The 21,966-nt window shown below is 27.5% G+C and carries 25 protein-coding genes; 17 read left to right on the forward strand and 8 right to left on the reverse strand.

From position 1 onward, the window contains the following. Nucleotides 1–87 precede the first annotated feature (87 nt). Nucleotides 88–528, forward strand: coding sequence for an ATP-binding protein (locus KO488_RS00930; protein ID WP_216056905.1), 441 nt, complete (start codon nucleotides 88–90; stop codon nucleotides 526–528). 25 nt (nucleotides 529–553) lie between these two features. Here the strand turns inward: KO488_RS00930 and KO488_RS00935 are convergent, their stop codons facing one another. Further along, entirely contained in the window at nucleotides 554–1,417 is an 864-nt protein-coding gene (locus KO488_RS00935; protein WP_216056906.1) for a hypothetical protein, read from the reverse strand. A 133-nt stretch (nucleotides 1,418–1,550) separates the two neighbouring features. Continuing rightward, complete coding sequence (locus KO488_RS00940) at nucleotides 1,551–3,479, reverse strand: ankyrin repeat domain-containing protein (protein ID WP_216056907.1); 1,929 nt, start codon at nucleotides 3,477–3,479, stop codon at nucleotides 1,551–1,553. 198 nt (nucleotides 3,480–3,677) lie between these two features. On the opposite strand from KO488_RS00940, the gene KO488_RS00945 reads away from it, so the two are divergent. The 5 genes from KO488_RS00945 (at nucleotide 3,678) to pyrC (ending at nucleotide 7,976) form a co-directional block, all read left to right on the forward strand. Continuing rightward, complete coding sequence (locus KO488_RS00945) at nucleotides 3,678–4,892, forward strand: ammonium transporter (protein ID WP_216056908.1); 1,215 nt, start codon at nucleotides 3,678–3,680, stop codon at nucleotides 4,890–4,892. Between the two features lie 10 nt (nucleotides 4,893–4,902). Beyond that, the gene (locus KO488_RS00950; protein ID WP_216056909.1) at nucleotides 4,903–5,241 is read left to right on the forward strand and encodes a P-II family nitrogen regulator; all 339 of its coding nucleotides are present in this window, start codon (nucleotides 4,903–4,905) and stop codon (nucleotides 5,239–5,241) included. Nucleotides 5,242–5,364: 123 nt separating this feature from the next. Beyond that, nucleotides 5,365–6,552: an ammonium transporter gene (locus tag KO488_RS00955; protein ID WP_216056910.1), complete on the forward strand. Its 1,188-nt coding sequence runs from the start codon at nucleotides 5,365–5,367 to the stop codon at nucleotides 6,550–6,552. Nucleotides 6,553–6,609: 57 nt separating this feature from the next. After that, nucleotides 6,610–6,948: a P-II family nitrogen regulator gene (locus tag KO488_RS00960; RefSeq protein WP_216056911.1), complete on the forward strand. Its 339-nt coding sequence runs from the start codon at nucleotides 6,610–6,612 to the stop codon at nucleotides 6,946–6,948. Continuing rightward, the gene (gene pyrC / locus KO488_RS00965; protein ID WP_216056912.1) at nucleotides 6,948–7,976 is read left to right on the forward strand and encodes a dihydroorotase; all 1,029 of its coding nucleotides are present in this window, start codon (nucleotides 6,948–6,950) and stop codon (nucleotides 7,974–7,976) included. Before KO488_RS00960 ends, pyrC begins: the two co-directional genes overlap by 1 nt. On the opposite strand, the gene fliM is transcribed toward pyrC, so the two are convergent. Then, the gene (gene fliM, locus KO488_RS00970; protein ID WP_216056913.1) at nucleotides 7,973–9,079 is read right to left on the reverse strand and encodes a flagellar motor switch protein FliM; all 1,107 of its coding nucleotides are present in this window, start codon (nucleotides 9,077–9,079) and stop codon (nucleotides 7,973–7,975) included. The two genes, pyrC and fliM, sit on opposite strands and share 4 nt — an antisense overlap. Nucleotide 9,080: 1 nt before the next feature. Beyond that, on the reverse strand, nucleotides 9,081–10,130 hold the full coding sequence (locus tag KO488_RS00975) for a flagellar basal body P-ring protein FlgI (protein ID WP_216056914.1): 1,050 nt from the start codon (nucleotides 10,128–10,130) through the stop codon (nucleotides 9,081–9,083). Between the two features lie 93 nt (nucleotides 10,131–10,223). Here KO488_RS00975 and KO488_RS00980 point away from each other — a divergent pair, with 93 nt between their 5' ends. From KO488_RS00980 to KO488_RS01030, 11 genes are all read left to right on the forward strand, one after another. Continuing rightward, a complete protein-coding gene (locus KO488_RS00980) occupies nucleotides 10,224–11,222 on the forward strand; it encodes a hypothetical protein (RefSeq protein ID WP_216056915.1) in 999 nt (332 codons plus the stop codon). 2 nt (nucleotides 11,223–11,224) lie between these two features. Continuing rightward, nucleotides 11,225–11,485 (forward strand): flagellar biosynthetic protein FliQ, encoded by a 261-nt coding sequence (locus KO488_RS00985; protein WP_216056916.1) that lies wholly within the window; start codon nucleotides 11,225–11,227, stop codon nucleotides 11,483–11,485. A gap of 2 nt (nucleotides 11,486–11,487) precedes the next feature. Next, complete coding sequence (locus KO488_RS00990; RefSeq protein WP_216056917.1) at nucleotides 11,488–11,892, forward strand: hypothetical protein; 405 nt, start codon at nucleotides 11,488–11,490, stop codon at nucleotides 11,890–11,892. 11 nt (nucleotides 11,893–11,903) lie between these two features. Continuing rightward, complete coding sequence (locus tag KO488_RS00995; protein ID WP_216056918.1) at nucleotides 11,904–12,392, forward strand: hypothetical protein; 489 nt, start codon at nucleotides 11,904–11,906, stop codon at nucleotides 12,390–12,392. Nucleotides 12,393–12,394: 2 nt separating this feature from the next. Continuing rightward, a complete protein-coding gene (locus KO488_RS01000) occupies nucleotides 12,395–12,934 on the forward strand; it encodes a flagellar basal body-associated FliL family protein (RefSeq protein ID WP_216056919.1) in 540 nt (179 codons plus the stop codon). Nucleotides 12,935–12,938: 4 nt separating this feature from the next. After that, nucleotides 12,939–13,367, forward strand: coding sequence for a hypothetical protein (locus KO488_RS01005; protein WP_216056920.1), 429 nt, complete (start codon nucleotides 12,939–12,941; stop codon nucleotides 13,365–13,367). Then, nucleotides 13,357–14,064, forward strand: a complete 708-nt coding sequence (locus KO488_RS01010; protein ID WP_216056922.1) for a flagellar basal body L-ring protein FlgH — start codon at nucleotides 13,357–13,359, stop codon at nucleotides 14,062–14,064. Before KO488_RS01005 ends, KO488_RS01010 begins: the two co-directional genes overlap by 11 nt. Before the next feature lie 56 nt (nucleotides 14,065–14,120). Then, on the forward strand, nucleotides 14,121–16,004 hold the full coding sequence (locus KO488_RS01015; RefSeq protein WP_216056923.1) for a flagellar hook-associated protein FlgK: 1,884 nt from the start codon (nucleotides 14,121–14,123) through the stop codon (nucleotides 16,002–16,004). A 15-nt stretch (nucleotides 16,005–16,019) separates the two neighbouring features. Beyond that, nucleotides 16,020–17,369 carry a flagellar filament capping protein FliD gene (fliD, locus tag KO488_RS01020; RefSeq protein WP_216056924.1) on the forward strand — a complete coding sequence of 450 codons (1,350 nt, stop codon included), beginning with the start codon at nucleotides 16,020–16,022 and terminating at the stop codon, nucleotides 17,367–17,369. Nucleotides 17,370–17,472: 103 nt separating this feature from the next. Then, complete coding sequence (gene fliS, locus KO488_RS01025; protein WP_216056925.1) at nucleotides 17,473–17,829, forward strand: flagellar export chaperone FliS; 357 nt, start codon at nucleotides 17,473–17,475, stop codon at nucleotides 17,827–17,829. Further along, nucleotides 17,805–18,074, forward strand: a complete 270-nt coding sequence (locus KO488_RS01030) for a hypothetical protein (protein ID WP_216056926.1) — start codon at nucleotides 17,805–17,807, stop codon at nucleotides 18,072–18,074. Before fliS ends, KO488_RS01030 begins: the two co-directional genes overlap by 25 nt. Here KO488_RS01030 and tilS read toward each other — a convergent pair. The 4 genes from tilS to panC all read right to left on the reverse strand — a co-directional run bounded on the left by tilS (nucleotide 18,063) and on the right by panC (nucleotide 21,950). Further along, nucleotides 18,063–19,043 (reverse strand): tRNA lysidine(34) synthetase TilS, encoded by a 981-nt coding sequence (gene tilS, locus KO488_RS01035; RefSeq protein WP_216056928.1) that lies wholly within the window; start codon nucleotides 19,041–19,043, stop codon nucleotides 18,063–18,065. The two genes, KO488_RS01030 and tilS, sit on opposite strands and share 12 nt — an antisense overlap. Before the next feature lie 5 nt (nucleotides 19,044–19,048). Further along, a complete protein-coding gene (gene rimO / locus KO488_RS01040; RefSeq protein ID WP_216056929.1) occupies nucleotides 19,049–20,398 on the reverse strand; it encodes a 30S ribosomal protein S12 methylthiotransferase RimO in 1,350 nt (449 codons plus the stop codon). Nucleotides 20,399–20,497: 99 nt separating this feature from the next. Beyond that, on the reverse strand, nucleotides 20,498–21,064 hold the full coding sequence (locus KO488_RS01045) for a YceI family protein (protein WP_216056930.1): 567 nt from the start codon (nucleotides 21,062–21,064) through the stop codon (nucleotides 20,498–20,500). A 67-nt stretch (nucleotides 21,065–21,131) separates the two neighbouring features. Next, a complete protein-coding gene (gene panC / locus KO488_RS01050) occupies nucleotides 21,132–21,950 on the reverse strand; it encodes a pantoate--beta-alanine ligase (protein WP_216056931.1) in 819 nt (272 codons plus the stop codon). Between the last annotated feature and the right edge of the window lie 16 nt (nucleotides 21,951–21,966).

Below are 21,966 nucleotides of genomic sequence, written 5' to 3' on the forward strand. Positions count from 1 at the left end.
TGTTTAGAATATATATAAAGCCAGCATCATTCTTATTAATATATTTTATGTAATAATAAAATAATAAAAATAAGATAAAGAGAGAGTATGAAAATAGATATGTATAGAATTGTAAGCATTATTACCTTTGCAATTATTTCAATAATTGCTATTTCAATTACAGTAAACTATACTTTAAAGAAAGAAGAAGAGCTATTATTAAAAAAATATTTAGCAATCACAAATAATATTCAAGATAAGGATTATAAAAATAAGTATATTTTTATAGATGTATACAAAAAAGATAAAAATATTATAATAAAAGTTAAAGATAACGCAGGTGGAATTCCTGATGACATTATAGATAGGGTTTTTGAACCATATTTTACAACAAAGCATAAAAGTAAAGGAACAGGAATAGGACTTTATATGAGTGAAGAGATTATAAGTAAACACTTACAAGGAGAAATTTTAGTTTCTAATTGTATTAGTGTTATTGATGAAAAAGAATATATTGGAGCAGAATTTGTCATTTCAATTCCTATTTAGGATGAAAACTAATTTATAAGTTTAGTTACTTACTCTTGTTTGTTGAAAAGTAAGTAAATGCAGTGAGTGACAATAAAATTAAAGAAATACCAGCAATCAAATAAAATGCATTTATCATTTTATCATAATCATTTAAAGCTATTTTAAATACCACAATAAGTGCTTCAATTGACAAGGCAATGATAATTGTACTCAAAAACTTCGTTAATATTTTTGTTTCAACTTTTGCATTCTTTGAATAAGATTTAAAGAATACTTCTTGTTCGAGTATTGTTTTTGCTAAATCAAAAATTGCAATACTAAGAGTTAATGCTATTATTGGTTTAAATATCATTTCTAAAGATAAGTCATTCTTAATAAATAAATAATAGATAAAATCATATAAAGAGAATGCAATAGTAATTATTGCTAATATCATCATCGAAAAACCTGCTAAGATATAAAAACCTTTTGTAACAGCATGAAATGGTTTATTAAGTTCAAGTAGGTTTAATTTCTCAAGTAATATATCAATTCTAAAATCTAGAAATATAATATCATCACCTTCTTTAATTGTAAGTGTTACACAATTATTTCTTGTTGCAATACTAATATAAGGAGTTGAAAAAGCAATATTCTCACCTTTAAATTCTAGCTTTGAGATTAAATATGACCTGTTTTTATCTTTTGCATCTTCTTCAATTTTATTTCTATAATAGTTTGGCGAGCTTTGGATTTTAGTATCTTTATTTGTAAAATAGATAAGTTCTAAAGAAGGAAATAAATTAAATAGCTTTGAAAAATCATTGTTTTTATGAGCTTTTAAACTACCAAGATTTCTAACACTTTCTTGTAAAAAGAACTCTATCTCTTCTTGATGTTGTTTGTAGGTTTCTATGAATTCTTTCATTAAATAATCCTATATTTTTCCACATTATACTTAGTTGTATGAAAGTTAACAGTATTTATATGGTTAATTTTTAACCAAGTGGTTAATTTATATTAAAAATTATAAGATTATATAAGAATAATTTAACTATCTCTTACTCTTTTATATTAAACTCTTTAATCATAGTATTTGCTAGTAATCGTAAACTTCTTCTATCCACTTCACTTTTAACACCATCTTCAATATTAATTATATTTTTATGAAATTTTTCAAAAAATTGTAATATCTTGGGATCTTTTTTATGTGGGTTATTTACTAATGCACCTGCATCAAGCATTTGAATTATTAAATCTTTTTTGCCCATAAATGCCGCATAATTAATTGGTTTTAAACCAAACCTATCTGGTATATTAATTATATTTGGGTTATAAGAATGAATTAATTTGAAATATCTTGTTGTATCTTTCCAAATACAGTTATGAATAATACTTCTACCTTTATTATCAAGAGCTAATGTATCAGATTTAGCATCTAGAAGAAGCTTTACTGTATATTCACATTCTTTAGAAATTGATTTATGTAAAGGAGTGAGTCCTTCATGATTTTTTGCATTAACATCAGCACCTATATTAATCAAATTTTGCATCATTTCTAAGTATTGTTTTTTATCTTTTTTACTTGAATGTGAATAATTATAATCCATTAATTCAAATAATATATTGTGATCTTCTTTATCTCTTAGGTTTATATCAATATTAGAATCTCTAAATATTTTAAATAAATTCATATTAAAGTATAAAATAGAATCAAAGAATAATGGTTTCCCTTGTGAATTTAGTTGTGTAAAATCTACTTTTGAATGCTCTATAATTTTTGCTAAAACAGTTAAGTACTCGCCATTAATATCTAGTTTTTCTTCAATATCAGAATCTATTTCTTTATGATTTTGGAAAAATAAAATTATATCACTTAGTATTTCAATACAGTTTTTACCTTTTTTATTTTTTATATTTGGATTGGCATTATGTTCTAGAAATTTAATAATAGTTTTAATATTTGCAACCCCTTTTAGTATAAGAATTGATAAAACAGTATCACCTTGTATATTTTGGTGATTTATTGAAATAGTGTTATTATTTAAAAAAATGTCAATTAATTTGATATCAGCACTTCTTGTTGCTGCAAAAAATGCAGTTTCATTTTTATCATCAATTGCTTCAATTTCTACCCCTTTTACAATTAGTTCTTTAACCATTAATAAATGGTTCTCTCTTTCTTCTTGTTTATCTTCTGGCGTATTTAAAAAGTGATTAATTGATTCTATTAAAATAGTAGTATTAGTGGAACTTCTAGTATTTATATCACAACCTAATTCAACAGCTTTTTCTAAAATCTGTACATTTTTATAGCCTTTTGAGATAGCATAAAATAAAAAGTTTTTTCCATTTTTATCTGATATAGTAGGATCTGCACCTAATTGCATTAACTCAATAGCAAGTTCATTATTACGTAAAACAACTTCTTGTTGTAATATAGTATTTCCTTTATGATTGATATGATTGATATCAACTTCCTCTAAAGAGGCAACTAAAACGATTATTTCTTTACGTCCATTAGCAATTGCATCAAAAATAAGATTATTTCCATATCTATCTTCATTTGAAAGATTTTCTGATTGAGATATTAAGTAACTAACTACATTATTATTACACGAAATTATGGCTTCTTGAATTAAAGATCTATTATGGATGTTTAAATGATTTACATTAGTTCCAAACTCAATTAACAATGTAACTAAAGGTAAGTTATTAGAATGTAAAGCATAATATATTGCTGTTTCATTTTCAAGGTTTTGTATTTCTGTATTAATATTTTTATTTAATAGCCATTTAACAGATTCTAAACAACCAGCTTTTGAGCATATATGTAAAAATGTTTCTTTATTATCATTTTGCCAATTAATATCAATATTAGAATTTTTAAAAATAGTATCAACTTTTTTTTGATCAAATAGAGGTTTTAATAACTCTTTTAATAAGTCCTTATGAGTATATGTTTTTTTACTTATAAAATCTGTTAACATGTATTCACTCTTTATGTGTTAAATTTTATTTATGATATTATCACTTTGCTAAAAAATAGATATATTGATATAAAATACTTATAAAAATATGTGTCTATAAATATTTTAAATAATTGTATAATAAATATACAGGTAGTATGTTTACTTATCATATGTAATGTTTTATAATACCCGTATAAAAATTGACAAAGGGGTCTTATGGAAAATTTTGCTGATGTAAAATACATCTTAGATGGTTTCCTGTTCGTGTTTGCAGGAATTTTAGTAATGTGGATGGCTGCAGGATTTGCAATGCTTGAAGCTGGGTTAACGAGAACAAAAAATAATGCGACTGTATTAACAAAGAATATGTCATTATTCGCAATATCTTGTATTATGTTTTATTTTGTTGGATACAACTTTATGTATGGTGACGGAAGTTCATTTATTGGTAGTGGAGCAATGTTAAGTGGTAAAACAAATGAAGCAATGGGTTATCCTGTTATGGCTGATTTCTTTTTCCAAGTAGTATTTGTAGCAACTGCAGCTTCTGTAATCTCAGGAACAATTGCTGAAAGAATGAAGTTATGGCCATTCTTAATTTTTGTTGTTGTTTTATCAGGTGTTATTTATCCAATTCAAGGTCACTGGACATGGGGTGGATCTGAACTTGGTGGAGTAATTGCTGGGTTCTCTGATTTTGCTGGTTCAACTATTGTTCACTCTGTTGGTGGATGGGCTGCATTAGCTGGTGTTTTAATCTTAGGTGCTAGAAAAGGTAAATATGGTAAAAATGGACAAGTTAGACCGATTCCAGGTTCTAATCTTACATTAGCAACTTTAGGTACATTCATTTTATGGATGGGTTGGTTTGGATTTAATGGTGGTTCTCAATTAGCATTAGGATCTAAAGCTGATATTGATGGAATTGCTATGGTAATTGCTGATACTAATATGGCTGCTTGTGCTGGTGCAATCATGGCTGCATTATTAACACAACTTTTATATAAGAAAGTTGATTTAACAATGGTTTTAAATGGTGCTTTAGGTGGACTTGTATCTGTTACTGCTGGACCTGATTTAGGTATGGTTGTTTCATTTATTGAAGGTATTGTTGGTGGTGCATTAGTTGTACTTGCTATTCCATTATGGGATAAATTAAGAATTGATGATCCAGTTGGTGCTTTATCTGTTCACTTAGTTGCAGGTATTTGGGGAACATTAGCTGTAGGTATTTTTAATCCTGAAGTTGCAATTATGGCTCAAGTTAAAGGTATTGTTGTTATTGGAGCATTTGTGTTTATTTCTTCATTCATCGTATGGAAAATTTTAGATATGGTTGTTGGATTAAGAGTTGATGAAGAGACAGAAATTGATGGTCTTGATATTCATGAAACTGGACTTGAAGCTTATCCAGAATTTAAAAGAGCATAGGAAGTAAAAGATGAAAAAAATTGAAGCAATAATTAAGCCTTTTAAACTAGAAGATGTAAAAGATGCACTAGTTGAAGCTGGAATTACAGGAATGAGTGTTTATGACGTAAAAGGTTATGGACGACAACAAGGTCACTCTGAGTTATATAGAGGGGCTGAGTATGTAGTAGATTTTTTACCAAAAATTAAAATAGATTTAGTTGTTCATGAAGACATGGTTGATGTAGCAATAACAGCAATTGTTCAATCAGCAAAAACTGGAAAAATTGGAGATGGTAAGATCTTTGTTTCATCATTAGATGAAGTAGTTAGAATTAGAACAGAAGAAAAAGGTTCTGATGCAATTTAACTAATACTTATGATTCAAGAAATAGACTTTTTTCTTGAATCGTATACTTTTTATACAACTTCTTAAAAACAATTATTTTTTATCTCTATATAATATAAATAAAACAATCACAAGGATTTATTTATGAATATAGAATCTGTCTCTTATATAATTGATACTTTATACGCAATCTTTGCTATGACATTAATTATCTTCATGGTTCCAGGTTTCGCAATGCTTGAAGCAGGTATTGTTAGAACAAAAAATGTCACAGCTGTATTAACTATTAATACATTAATTTATGCAATTGCCTCATTATCTTTTCTGCTTATAGGTTATTCAGTAGCTTTTGGAGATTTTGGAAGTGATAGTATGAGTAAATGGGCTGCCTTTATGTTTCAAATGGCATTTGTTGGGAAGGTAGTAAATATTATGTCTGGTGGTGTTAGTGAAAGAGCTAAAATTCTTCCTCTTGCTGCATTTACAATTATTATGGCATCAGTACTTTATCCCCTGATTGTAAATATTACATGGGGAATGAACTTTTTAGAGGGAACAATTCTTTCTTTATCAATGTATGATTTAGCAGGCTCAACAGTAATTCATTCAACTGGTGGCTGGGCATTATTAGCTGCAATTATGATAATAGGTGCAAGAAAAGGAAGATATACAAAAACAGGTGGAGTTAAAGTTATACCTGCTTCTAATATTCCTTTAGTAACATTAGGAGCTTTCCTTTTATGGATTGGTTGGTTTGGATTTAATGGAGGATCAGTTGGGTCAATTGCATCAAAAGAGAATGCAGATGCAGTTGCTCTTACTATTATGAATACAAATACAGCTGGACTTGCTGGTGCTATAATGGTTGCAGCGTTTATGTATTTTAGATATAAGAAACTAGATATTACTATGATATTAAATGGTGCATTAGGTGGTTTAGTAGCAATTACAGCAGGACCTGATTTGTATAGTATTTATACGCCAATTTTAATTGGAGCTATTGGGGGTATTATCGTTGTATTTGGAGTAAGTTTTTTTGATAAATTTAGAATCGATGATCCTGTTGGGGCTTTATCTGTTCATTTATTAAATGGTATTTGGGGAACATTAGCAGTTGGAATATTTGCATCTAATGGAACAGATATTACTTTATTAGGACAAATAAAAGGTATTTTACTTGTAGGAACTTTTGCTTTTATATCATCATATATTATTTTATTTATTATTAATAAAATAGCACCATTAAGAGCAGATAATGACGAAGAAATGCAAGGTTTAGATGTTGTAGAATGTGGTATTGAAGCTTACCCAGAATTTAAAAGAGCTTTCTAGTAAGTTATAAATTTATATAAAATTTGATAGAATAAAGAGAATTAAAAAGGATATAGTTTGAAAAAAATTGAAGCAGTAATAAAACCATTTAAATTAGAAGACGTAAAGGACGCATTAACAGAAGCTGGAATTACAGGAATGACAGTATCTGATGTAAAAGGTTACGGAAGACAACAAGGACACTCTGAATTATATAGAGGTGCCGAGTATGTTGTTGATTTTCTTCCTAAAATTAAATTAGAATTAATTGTTGCAGATGAAGATGTTGATAGTATCATTAAATTAATTACAGATTCTGCAAAAACAGGAAAAATTGGAGATGGAAAGATTTTCGTATCTAATATTGAAAAAATTGTTAGAATTAGAACAGGTGAAGAAGATGAGGAAGCTATTTAATGAGTAGTTTATCTACTTTTGAGATTAATGAGCCATTAGACATGCATCTTCACTTACGTGACGATGATATGTTAAAGTTAGTTGGTCCATTAACTTCTAATACTTTTACAGGTGCTTTAATTATGCCAAATTTAGTACCTCCCATTACGACTAAAGAAGCATTACTTTCTTATAAAGAAAGAATTAAAGAAGCATGTAAAGATGATATTTTTGATGCTCATGTAACACTATTTTTTCAAGCTGATTACTCATATGAGTTTTTAGCAGATATTAAAGATGATATTATTGGAGTTAAACTTTATCCCGCTGGAATTACTACTAATTCTGAAACAGGAGTTTCTTCTATGGATGTTGAAGTTTTAAGACCAACTTTAGAGTCAATGAGTAAGTTAGCAATTCCTTTATGTATTCATGGTGAAACTAATGGTTTTGTGATGGATAGAGAAAGAGAGTTTATGCCAATTTATGAATCAATTGCAAAAGCTTTCCCTGATTTAAAAATTATAATGGAGCATATTACTACAAAAGATGCTGTAGATTTACTTGAAAAGTATGACAATTTACATGCAACTGTAACATTACAGCATTTACTTATTACACTTGATGATGTTGCTGGTGGTATGTTAAAACCGCATTTATTTTGTAAACCAATTGCAAAAAGACCAGAAGATAGAAGTGCATTATTAAAAGCAGCTTTAAAAGCTCATCCAAAATTAATGTTTGGTAGTGATTCCGCTCCTCATCCTAAGCATAAAAAAGAGTCTTGTGGTTGTGCCGCTGGTGTATTTACTTCTCCTATTGCTCTTCAAGTATTAGTTGAATTATTTGAAAAACATGATTGTTTAGATAAGTTAAATGATTTTGTATCTTTAAATGCACAAAGAATTTATGGATTAACTCCAAAAAGAAAAACTATAAGTTTTGAGAAAAAAGATTTTGTAGTTCCATCTTCTTATAAATATAAAGATGAAAATGTAGTACCAATGTATGCAGATGAAACATTAACATGGAGTATTAAAAAGAATTAATTTTTCTTTTTAACTTCTCGTTCACTAAGAAGTCTTTTAATACTTTCAGACTTCTCAGCTGCTTTTACTAGTCTTTCTTCTCTCATAGCTCTTAATATTTCTAATGTCTCTAATTTTTCTTTGTCTAGATTAGCTTCTATTTGAATGGCTTTTCTATTATTTGAAATTCCTGATAAGGCTAGGAATTTTTCTTTTTTATTTATATAAACTTTATTTGATGAAGATGTAGCATTTTTATTAAAAACAATAACATCATCAACTTTTAGATTTAAAATATCTTCTGCAGTTAATTCCGTTTCAGCCATAATTGACTCAACCTTCATTTTTGCACCAGATATTAAAGTTTTAATATCTTTTTTTCTACTTGACTTCCTATTCTTTCCTTCTGAAAAAACTTTTTCAACTATTTTATTTAAAAGAGGTTCTATATATGAAATAGGGTAACAAATAGATAGGAAACCTGACTCTTCATCAATTGTGATTTCAAGAACTACAAGCAATACAATTTCATGATCTGAGATAATTTGAATTGCATTTGCATTAGTATCTCTTGATTCAGTTTTAAAGTTTAACGTTGAAATATCATCCCATGTTTTGTAAAGATTTTTTATAAACATTTTATAAAAATGTTCAAAAATCTCTACCTCAATCTCTGTTAATTCTCTATCTAAATTATCACTTGTATTAACAGCTCCTGAACCTAACAATTCAGCAATGATTTTATGTGAAATACCTGGGTTACATTCAATTACAATTCTGCCTTCCATGGGTTTAATAGAAAGAGTATTAAGTGAAGTAATTTGTGGGATAGAAAGAATAAACTCTCCATAAGTCATTTGCTCAATAGAGTAAAGTTTTACATCAACAATTTTTCTAAGCATTGCAGAAAGATCTGTAATGAAGTCTCTAAGCATTTTATCATGAATTGTAGAAAAAGCTTTAAATTGTTCAGGTGTAATTCGATTTGGTTTTTTAAAATCATAAATAGAATAGTTTTTCTCCTTAGATATAACTTTTTCTATTGGTGAGCTGTCAATATCCTCCCCTTGTTCGGCAATATCTAATAGTGCATCAATTTCATCTTGACTTAAAAATTCTGCCATATTACCCTCTTATCTCGAACTCAACATCAATAGCACCCATCTCTTTTATCATTTTAAGAGTGTCGATTATTTCTGTCATTGGTAATCTCATAACTTTCATAGCTCTTACTAAATCTGAAACAGTAGGAGTTCTTTTTGTATTAATCATTGCATTATTAATATCAACAGCTGCTTTATCAGCAATTGTTACATCATCGCCTACATCAACACCTTTATTATATTTAGGATCATCCCATTGTGGTTCATTTAAAGGAGATTTTTTAATTCTGATTGTAAAAGAATCTCTTGCAATTGTAACAGGAGATATCTCTATATCAGCACCAGCAATTATTGATTCTCTATTCATATCAATTATTATTTTCTTTTTAAAATCAGAGCTTAAAGGAATATTCTCAATCATAGATATAAATTTTATAATAGAAATTTCATCAGGTTTATTAACTCGAATAGTTCTTGTATCAATAGCATAAGCCAATTTTCTTCCAAACTTCTTGTTTATTTTTGTTTCTATTAAATCTGCATTTTTTGCAGAACTTTTATACAAACTTAAAGTTACATGATTCTCTTCTTGTAAATTATAATCAATTTCATTTTCAACTGTAGCACCTTGATAAACAAAACCTGTAGTTTTATTATTTGCATTTGCTACAATGGTCCCTTGTGCAAGAGCATAAACTTTTCCATCAACACCTTTTAGCTGGGTGATTAAAAGTTCACCATGATCAATAGATTTTGAATCACCAATAGTAGATACTTTTATTTTTATTTTATCGCCTTGTCTTGAAAAAGCAGGGAGATTTGCTGTTACCATAACAGCTGCAATATTTTTAGAATTAATAGAAGCAGCAGGAATTTTAATATATGAATTTCTAAGTAAGTTTTGAAGGGATTGCATCGTAAACTTTGATTTATCACCCGTTCCTGCAAGTCCTACTACTAAACCATATCCAATAAGTTGGTTATCTCTAATTCCAATAATATTTGAGATGTCCTTTACAGTTTGAGAGTATAAAGATGAAAATAAAAATAATACTAATAAAAAATACTTCAATATGCTACCTTAGGCTTAATTCTAATTATTTTATCGTAAATTTAATAAAAAAAGGTATAATCATTGTAATAAAATTTGTTACAGGGCATTGATTTGAATATTTATATTTATGGCAATAATAGTTTTAAAAAAGAAATACATGAAACTTTAGAACATGCAAATATAAAATTTAAATTAGATAGTGATACAAAAATTGAAGACATTAAAACTTTAGATGTATTAAAATCTACAATTGAAGCAAGTCCTAATGATATTTATTTAATTGATGATGAAAAAATCATTAAAAAAAATGCAATTTCCCAAAAAATAAAATTTCTTACTCCTAAAGATGGTATTGAGGAAGAGTTCTTATTAGATAATGGAATAGCTGATATATCAGTAGATTCCTTAAAAGAAATACCTAAGTATATTCTAGAAAAACATGAACAACAAAAAGAGATTGAACCAGGTATACAAAATTCAATTATTGATATTGTAGATGAAGCTTATGAAAATGAAGAAAATAATGAAATGGAAGATGATTTTGATATAGAGTTAGATGAGGAATTAGCTCAACTTCTTTCAAGTGCAAATGATGATAATGAAGAACACACGAGTGAAGAAAATCAAGAAGTTAAAGATATTAATATTAAAGATGTAAATTTAGATGAAATAGAAGGTCTTATAAATGATGAAGATACTTCAAATAACGAGTTATCAAAAGATGAATTTTCTTCAGTGATTAACTTTGAAGAAGATTTTGGATTAAACAATATTCAATCTGATTACGATGATGAGAATATATTTGAAGAAGAGAAAGTTCATGAAGTAGAAAAAGAAGAATCAGATTTTATGGAAATGGAAAATATAACTTTGGAAGAACCTATACAAGGAGATGATATGTCTAGTAATTTTTCAGAACTTGATTCATTAAATGAAGAAGATGTTTTAAATGCTTTGTCAAATATTGATAGTCCAGTGGCAACTGCAAGTAATGATTCAAGTAATCAAAAAATAGAAGTTGAAAGTTCAAACGTTAATGATATTGCAGAATTAATATCAAAACTATTAAATAATAAGACTTTAGAAATTACAATAAAAATTAAAGATTAAATGTGGATTTAATTGGAATTGCAGAAAACACAGTAAAAATAATACTTTTACTTGGTTTACCTTCTCTACTTGTTAGTATGGTAATTGGATTAGTGATTTCTATTTTTCAAGCTGTTACTCAAGTTAGTGATGCTTCACTTAGTTTTGTTCCAAAAGTTGTATTTGTATCTGCTTTTATATTAATATCTTTACCTTGGATTGGAGATAATATTGAAACATATACGAGGGATTTATGGGATTTAATACTCGTTTTTGGTAATTAAATATGATTGATCAATTATTTAATCTAAAAAAAACTCAAACAGATCAACGACTTATGCAAAAGGGTCAATTACTTTCAAAAATAGAAAGAATTGATGCTGAAATATTAATTACAAAAACACAAATGGATGCTGCGACTGTACAAAAATTTGGTGCAATTTCAGATTTTGCTGTTTTACAAATGCATAAAAATACAATGAAATTGCATATATCAAAATTAGAGATTGAAAAAAACAATCTTAATAAAGAATTAGAATTACTAATTAAAGATATAGTAGAATTACAAAAAGAAACAGAACAATTTGGTTATATTTTAGAAGAGCAGAGACAAGAAACGATTAAAAGAATGTTAGCTGCTGAGGAAGAAGAAGCTAATGAATATATTCAAAGTAAATACATATCAGGATAAGGGGGTATAAATTGTTTAATAAAATTATTATTTTCTTATTGTTTTCTACTATATTGTTTTGTGCAGATGAAACAAGTAGTGCATTAATCAAGCAAAGAATTGAAGTAAAAGAATTAAAAAAAGAATTAAACTCTTTTTATAACCAAAAAGAAAAAGAGTATCAAGATAGAAAAAAAGAGTTAGAAACTATACTTGATCAAATTAAGAAAGAAAAAGCAGAAATCCAAGCTTTACATGATAAAAACCTTACAATCTTACAAGATATGACTGAAACAGTAAATAGTAAAACAGCAAAAATTTATAATTCTATGAAGCCAAAAATTTCAGCTTCAATTTTTAATGAAATGATTAGTGAGGGAAGAATTGAAGATGTTTTTGATATAATCTTAAAATTAAAAGAAAAGAATGTAACATTATTAATGAAATATTTAAGTGTTCCAAATGCAGCAGAATTAACATTAATGCTTGAGAATTTTAAAGTAGAAAATAAAAAGGGATAACAATGGCTGACGTAGAAAATGCAGAAGAAACAAAAAGTTCAGGTGGAGGAAAAGGTATGATTATTGTACTAATTGCTTTAGTTGTAATTTTATTATTATCAGTTGCTGGTGGAGCTTACTTCTTGTATTCTCAAGGTATGTTCTCTCCTAAAAATACTGGTTCTAATCAAGAAGTGGTTAAAAAAGAAGAAGCAGGAAATTCAAAAGAAACATTCAAAGCTAATGTTGATGATTTAGTTCTAAATATTACAAATGCTAAAGGAAAAGAGAAGTTAATGAAACTATCTTTTGCTGTTAAAAGTGTTGAACCTACAATCGCTTCAATTATGGAAGAGTATAGAGCAGAAGTTATTGATGTAGTAATAAACCAAATTAGTGCTAGAAGTTCTGAAGAATTATTAACTGTTGGGGGTAAAGCTTTATTAAAAGAAGAGCTTTTAGAGGAAATAAATAATATTATTAATGAAGTTACATCTAATAACGAAGATGTAAAAGCGAATAATATTAAGCAAATATTATTTACAACATTTGTAATAAAATAGAATCATGATTGTAGCTGTAAAAAGAAATAAAAAACAAAAAATTATAAAGTTCATTTCTTTAGCTGTATTAGTAGGAATGTTTGCTGCTTACTATCTTTATATGAGTAAAGAGTTTGAAGAGAAGCAAAGAATTGAAATTGAAACAAAAAAAGCAGAAAAATTAGAAGCTTTAGAAGCAAAGAAATATAAGAAAAGTTTAGAAAAAGCTATACTTACGGAAATTGAGAAAGCTGTAGATTTAATAGGTCAGAAATATATACAACATGTAAAAATTATTGAGAATAAAGTTGTAATAATCTGTGAACCTAAAACTAATTTAGATGCATTAAAAGTTAGATATGGAACTATGGCGTTAATAAAAAATACACTAAATGAAATCATTATCGCAATTGATGTTAAATATATAGTAAAAAGTAGATTAGATGAAAAATAGTATATTACTTATAACAATTACTTTTCTATTTACTGCATGTGGTGTTTTACCCGAGCAAGAAATTAACTTTACAAAACCAAGAATTCAAATTCCAAAAAAAATACCAGCGCCTAAAAATAATAAAGGTTCCTTATATTCTATGCAAGGTGCTTCTTTATTCGCAGATAAAAAAGACCTACAAGTAGGTGATATAATTCAGATTAATATTAGTGAATCTTTATCTGCTGATTCAAATGATAAAAGAGAGCTAACAAGTACACGTGAAAATGATTTAGGTGGTGGTATTTTAGCTGGAACAGGGACAAATGTTTTAAATGGTACAGTTAATAATTTAGCAAATAAACTAAATGGTACACTAGGTGTTGGGTTTAGTACTAATAGCTCTTCTTCAGATAAAGGTGCTGTAAAAACACAATTTGATGAAACTTTTGAAACTGTAATTTCTGCAATTATTGAAGAAACTTATCAAAATGGTAATTATTTTATTAAAGGCTCAAAAGAATTATTAATTGATGGACAAAAACAAGAAATTATTATAAGTGGTGTTATAAGACCTTATGATATTAGCTCTGACAATTCTATTAGTTCTTCTCAAATGGCAAATCTAAAAGTATTGTATGACAAAGAAGGACAAGAAGCAAATATTTTAGAAACGCCTTGGGGAACAAAACTATTTAGAGCTATCTGGCCATTTTAATCTAATTTTAAGAATTGTAATGTAATAATAGGAGATCTTATCCTAAAGGAGTCTCAATGCTAGGTACACTAAATGTTTCACAGTCTGGTTTAAATGCTGCAAAAGTTGCAGTTGAAAATGTATCAAATAATATTGCTAATGAGAATACTCCTGGATACAAAAAAAGAGTTGTTCAACTTAGTGAACTAGAACAAAGTGATAATAGAGTAACAGGTAGAGGTGTTGATTCTGGTTCTGCTTATAGAATCACTTCTCAATATATGTATGAAAATATTCTATCTGAAAATACAAAACTAAATCAATATGATAAACTATCTGAAACCTTAGCTAATGTTGAATCTGCATTTAAAGAGACTGAAAGTAGTGGTTTCTCTGCAGATTTAAATAGATATTTACAATCTGTTGAAAATTTAAGAGCTAATCCTGACTCTGAAGTTGCGAGAACCGTTTTACAAAATGAAGGTAATACTTTAGTAGAATCTTTACAAAATATATATTCTAATATACAGAAACAAGAATCTTTAGAAAAAGAAGATTTGAGTAGTAATGTAGTAAAAATAAATGATATTCTTAAAGAAATTGGTCTAGTTAATGAAAAAATTAGTCAATACAACTCTTCTTCTAATGACCTTCTAGATAAAAGAGATCAGTTAGAAAAAGAACTATCAATGTATGTTGATATTGATGTAAGAAGTGAATATGGTGAGTATGAATTAAAAATTGCAGGGACAACTGCTGTTAGATATAGTACAAATGTAAGAAATCTAGTTGTTGAAGAAGAAAAAACTCCTCAAATAGATAAATATGTAGATGATAATGGTTCCAATGCTTTAAATACTACAACTTTTGATGATAAAGATGTAATCTCTTATAAGATTAATAATGAATTTGAAGTTAGTGTTATGCATGGAGAAACATTAGATTTTGATTCCGATGGCGATGGAACAATTGATATTGGGGTAACAGTTAATTCTTCTAATTATATTAGAGCGTTAACACATAAAATAAATACAGATACAGATATAAGTAACTTAGTTGCAGCATATAATGGAAATTACGAAATAGATGCAGCTGGAGATAAAAAAGAACTTTATCCAGGGCAAGATAATTTTTTACATATTGAATCAAAAGTTGACGGAAGTGAAGGTAACTTTGAAGGTAGGATTACATTAGTTGAACAAGCGGATGAAAATGATCCTTTGACAATAACAGAAAAAGAGAATTATTTTGCAAATGATATTTATAGTAAAGAATCAGAATCAAGAACATTTGTTAGTATATATGAGAGTGAAATTACTGTAAAGAGTGGGATATTAAAATCACAACTTGATAATCTAGATTCAACATCATATAATAATAAAATTCAAAGCTACAAAGATCAGTTAGATTCTTTTGCTCAAACATTAAGTGATTTAACAGATAGTTATGTAAAAACAGGTGATGATGAGTATATTTATGGTGATATAAGTATTGATTCTTTAAGTTCATCTTCCTCTACGAGTGCTTATGTATCAAGTACAGTTAATAATATTGATTTATTTTCTGGCGGAAGTGTGATGTCTTTAAAGTTTAATGAGAATACAGTAAATGATTTAGAGCAAGGTGATTTAGATTATTTAGCTACTTTACAATGGAAAAAAGATATTTCATTTACTGGTGAAAAACAAGATTCAACAGGTAATTCAGTAAGTTCCTTATCTGAATTTTTCCAAGATATTAGAATAAATGTATCTTCGGATAAAGAAAGTAATGATTTTTTATTAAAAACTCAAGAGGGTGTTCTTCAATCTTTAGAGAGTGCTCATGATCAACTAACAAAGGTTGATTCAGATGAAGAAATGATAAATTTAATTAAGTTCCAAGCTGCATATAGTGCAAATGCAAAAATTATAACAGTTATTGATGAAATGTTACAAACATTACTTGGATTAAAAAGATAATAGGAGGTAAGTATTATGGCTGAAGGTATTTTAGGATTAGGATCAGGTCAAGCTGCATCTTTAAATCAGGATTTAATTGACAAATTAAAAACAGCAGAAAGAAAATCAACTGTTGAGCCACTTGAAACAAGTTTAGAAAGTATTACAAGTGAAAGAGAAGTGTTTTCTACAATTGATGATAAAGTAAATGAAGTTTTAGAGGCTATAAAAGTATTTGATTTATTCTCATCAACTGGTTCAACTGCATTTGATCAAAAAACTGCAACAGCAACTGGTGATTCTGTAGTATTTGATGCTGCTGATATTTCTTTATTAAATGAAGGTGTTACTACTGTTGAAATAAAGAGCTTAGCGCAAAAAGATGCTTACCAATCAAATGCAGTTAATGTTATAGCAAAAGATGAAGTTGTGAACTTAGGTAATTTAGAAATTACAGTGGGTGGGGAATCAACTTCAATTGATACTACAAATAAAACATATGAAGAGATTGCTGCTGAAATAGATTTGATTAGTGGAGTAAATGCATCATTAGAGCAAGTAGGCACGGATTCTTATAGACTTGTGTTAAAAAGTAGTGAATCAGGGATTGACAATAAAATTGTTATTACTGATAGTGAAGCTGGTAATGCTTTAGGTTTTGTGGGAACAGGTAATGAATTGAATCATACTTTAATAGCACAAGATATGCAAGCATTAGTTGATGGTGTTGAATATAATGTTTCAGCTAATAGTCTAGAAGTTGATGGTTTAAAAATAGCAGCAACGGAAATAGGTATTTCTAGTATTAATATTACAAAAGATAATACTATTATTGAAACAAGTATGAATACATTTATTGAGAAATATAATGAATTAGTAGCTTTAGTTGATAGTGAAGTTTACTCTGCAGATTCTGATATTGCTGATAAATCTGCTTTAAAAGATATTGTAAATCAAATAAAAGATAAATTATTTGGATCTTATGGTGCAAATTCAGATAAATCAGTATTTAACTTTGGATTTGAATTAAATAAAGATGGCTCTTTAACATTAGATTCTGAAGTTTTTAATAAAGCTTTAGATGAAGATGTTGATGCGATTAAAGATCTATTTATTGGTAGTGCTGAAAATAAAGGACTAGGGACACAAATAAAAGAGTTAATTGATACTATGGGATTTAGTGATGGTGTAATTGGTTTATATGAATCATCTATGCAAGAAAGAGAAGATACATTAAATGAAGATAAAGAGAAAGCCGAAGAAGCTTTAAATGATAAATATACTCAATTATCTGCGCAATTTGGATCTTATGCTGCCATTATTACACAATATGAATCATCTTTTTCAGGTTTATCATTAATGATAGAACAATCAACGGCAGGATAAGAGTTAAAAATTATTTTATTCATATCCTAATGATATTTAAGTAAGTATATACTATACTTCTTAAATATTATTAAAATACTAAAACTAAATGGAGACCTACTATATGGGGATAGAAGCCTACAATCAACAAAATGCAGTATCAGATGATCCATATGCTTTAATACTAAAGCTTTATGAAGGAGTTATTAAATACTTGTCTTTCGTAAAAAGTGCAATTGAAGATGAAAATATTGAAGCAAAATTTACATATATAAATAAAGCAATTGCAATTTTTGATGAATTAAGAAATGTTCTTGATTTTGATGGTGGTGAAGTAGCATACTATTTAGATGGTTTATATTTATATCAAATAGAAACACTATTCTCTGCTGGAGTTGATGATAATATTAACTCTATAAATCAAGTAATAAAAGTAACTCAAGGATTAATAGACGCATGGAAAGACGAAACAGGTCTTTAATAGCTCTTAAAGAATTAATTTATATTGATTCTTTAGATTCTATGGAAAAGGCTGATTCTTTAGTTAGATGGCATAATAAATATCTTGATGAAAATGATATTCAAGATTTTGATTTAGAGCTTGAAGATTTAAAACAATTAAAAGAACTTTTTTTTAAAAATATAAATTTTCTAAAAAATCATAAAGAAGAATCTCGATTAGAACTTATAAAGATGAAGAAAATGAAGAGATTTTTAGAACATTAAATTTTCTAGTTTAATCTCTTTTTCTTTTATATAAGCTCGAATATTTTTAGGTATTCTTTGTACTCTACACTTTTCTTTAAACTTCTTATCCATAATCTCATTTGATTTTGGACATATCCAAATAAAATCCTCTTTAATGCTAATACAAACTTTATCAGATATTGTAATTTCTTTTTGTCTTATAATTTCATTTCTTTGCGCTAGAGAAATTAAAAGACCTCTTTTTTTTAAAGATAAATCAATCAGTCGTATATTTAAATTTTCATCATGCATATTTTTATATATTTCTAATTGAAATATTTTATATGAAGCCTTATTTGAGATATTTAATGAAGTGATATCTTTTTCTAAATATTTAAAAGAGTTTTTTATTCCTTCTTTATATTCATATAAAAACTTGTCTGAAAAATTATGTCTAAAATAGTTTCTTTTATATTTCTCATCATAGTTACTTTTATCTATGAAATATTTGATATTATTTTCTTTAAGAAAACTTTCTAGTTCATCTTTTGAAATATCAAGCAAAGGCTTGAATGTTATATATAATTCATTCTTTTCAAACTCTTTAAAAGCTATAAGTTCAACTAATCCAGCACCTTTACTTAGTTGCATTAAAAACCATTCTAGTTTGTCATTTAGTTGATGTCCTGTTATTAAAGTATCGTAAGAGTACTTTTTTATGATTTCTTTGAAAAAACTATATCTTATATCTCTTGCCGTTTTTTCAAAGTTAGATTTAGATTCTAAATGAACTTCTTTGTAAAAGATTCTTTTATTATATTTTAAAGCTAAGTCTTTTGCATATTGAAGTTCATCTTTTGATTCTTTTCTTACATTATAATTTACAATTGCAATATCAAAATCAATATTTTCTTTTAAAAGTAGAAAGAATAGTGCAGTAGAATCAATACCAGCGGAGAATGCTAGTAAATTTTTCGATTCTTTTATGGCACTAAAATTTAAGTTCACTAGTTCTATTTAATTACTGTTGCTAGTAATTTATCTCCAGATAATTCAGTAATTTTTACTGTATATATTTTCCCAAATTCAAGCTGTTTTGGATCGTTTTCATCATAAAGTTCATTATCATTTATATAAATCTCTCCATCAATATCAGGTGCCCAAATAGTTTTTCTAGCACTTAGTAGAAATTCATGCTCGTCACTTTCTCCATCAATATAAACTTCAAAAGTCTTTCCAACTTCTTTTTCTAATGATTCTTGCGTAGTTTGTGCAATAATCTCACCAATCTCATCTGCTCTATTATCAATAGTTTCTTGATCAATTAGCATATTAGATTTAGCAGCTGCTGTTCCTTCTTCTGTTGAGTAAGAAAATACATTAGCACGATCGAATTTATAGTTTTTAATATACTCACATAATGCATCATGGTCTTCTTGTGTTTCTCCAGGGTGACCTGCAATAAATGTTGTTCTTACAAAAGAGTTTGGTTTTGATTTCATATGATCCATTAATTCAATTAACTTTTCAACACCTTTTCCTCTTTTCATAATTTTAAGCATTGAAGGTGTTATATGTTGAAGTGGCATATCAAAATAGTTTTGGAAAACTTTTGAATCAGCAATTTTGTCAATTAAGTCTAATGTTGTTGTTGATGGATAAAGATATAAAATTCTAGCAGTTTTTATACCATCAATTTTTTCAACTTCAGATATAAGTTGTTCTAAACCATCTTTTTGTCCTAAATCTCTTAAAAAAGATGAAGAGTCTTGTGAAATAAAAGTAAAGTCAGTGTAACCTTTTAATACTAAAGATTTTACTTCTTTTACAAGTGATTCAAGCGTTCTAGAGTGAAGTTTACCTTTAAAGCTAGGAATTGCACAAAATGAACATGATTGATTACATCCTTCACTTAATTTAACATATGCGTGATATGAAGAACCTGTTATTACTCTTTCATTTTCATGTGAAGATAAAAATACTTGATTTGTAAAAGCACTTCTTTTTTCATTTACAAGTTCATCAATTCTATCATAATCACCAACACCTGTAAAAATATCAACCTCAGGTATTTCTTTTTGTAACTCTTCTTGGTATCTTTGTGTTAAACACCCTGCAACAACAAGAACTGATTCTTCTTTTCTTTGGTCATGTAGGTCTAAAATTGTATTAATACTCTCTTCTTTTGCAGAATCAATAAATCCACATGTATTAACAATTAATACATCTGCAGATGTTGCATCATCACTTATTCTATAATCTTTTAGTTTTCCTAGCATAATTTCAGAATCAACTAGATTCTTTGTACAGCCTAGAGATACTAAATGTAAAGATTTTTCAGGATTTTGTGTTGTAAATTTCATATAAAGTAGTTACCTTAGTTTTTATGCAATTTTAACATAAAACTAATAATATAAGATAAAATAAAGAATAGAGAGTATCTATTCTTTATCTAAAAAGAGTTATTTTGCTTTGATACCTTCAATTTCAATATCAAGTTTAATAGTATTTCCAACTGTAACACCACCAGCTTCTAGTACTTTATTCCAAGTAATACCAAAGTCTGTTCTATCAATTTTTCCGCTTAAAGAAAATCCAGCTCTATCATTTCCCCATGGATCTTTAATAGTTCCACCATTATCAAAATCAAGTTCAATATTTTTAGTAATACCTTTTATTGTAATATCACCGTAAGCATCATCTCCATCAATTTTTGTTAATTTAAAAGTGATTAATGGAAATTTTGCTGCATCAAATAATTCAGGAGCTTTTAAATGAGTATCTCTTTTTTCATTTTCAGTATTAATTGAAGATACTTGAATTTCTCCATTTAAAGATACTAAAGTTTTTGCTTTTTCATCATATTCAAATGAACCCTTAAACTCGTTAAATTTTCCACTTACATTAGAAATCATTAAGTGTTTAACTTTAAACCCTACATTTGAATGACTTTTATCTACGTTATAACTTCCTGCAAATAGTGTTGAAACTAATAGTGTACTTGTAAGTACTAATTTTTTTAAATTCATTTTAATCCTTTTATAAAATTTTAAATAAGCAAGTATGATAACATAATAAATCTAAAAATTATCAAATCTATATCCAAATATTGTCTAATAATCTTGTTTTTTCAAATCTTGCCACAACTAAAATAATTGTATTTTTTAGCTCAATAGTATCTATTTCATTGAACTCTCTATCAACAATAGCTACATATTCTATCTCTAAGGGTCTCATTATTTCAAGTATTTTATTTTTTACAATAGTAGCATTTAGTTCACCTTTTGCTATAAGTGCTCCTGCTGAATATAATGATTTTGAGATTAGTAAAGCATCTTTTCTTTGCTCACTACTTAAGTAAATATTTCTAGAACTAAGTGCTAACCCATCCTTTTCTCTTACTATTTCACAAGGAATTATGTTAATTGGAAGAAATAAGTTTTTAACCATTTGTAAAATTAATGAAAGTTGCTGTGCATCTTTTTTACCAAAATATGCATTTGTAGGTTGAGTAATTCCAAATAGTTTTAACACAACTTGTAATACACCATCAAAATGTCCAGGTCGGGCGAGCCCTTCTAAAATATAACTTTTATTTGGAGCTTTTATTAAAACTTCTTCTTTTGAGTACATAGTTGAAATTTCTGGCATAAATAAATAATCAACTTTACAAAGTTCACAAATTTTTTTATCAGCCTCATCTTTTCTTGGATATGCATCTAAATCTTCACCTGGAAGAAATTGAGTAGGATTTACAAAAATAGAAACAATTACTATTTCATTTTCAGTTCTTGCTTTTTTTATAAGTGAAATATGTCCATCATGTAAAGCTCCCATAGTTGGCACAAAACCAACATTTGTACTTATCGTTTTTCGTATATTTTGTAATTCTTCAATAGTTCTTAATATTTGCAAAAAGCATCCTTTTTAG

Source organism: Poseidonibacter lekithochrous, assembly GCF_018861145.1.
Classification (GTDB): domain Bacteria; phylum Campylobacterota; class Campylobacteria; order Campylobacterales; family Arcobacteraceae; genus Poseidonibacter; species Poseidonibacter lekithochrous_A.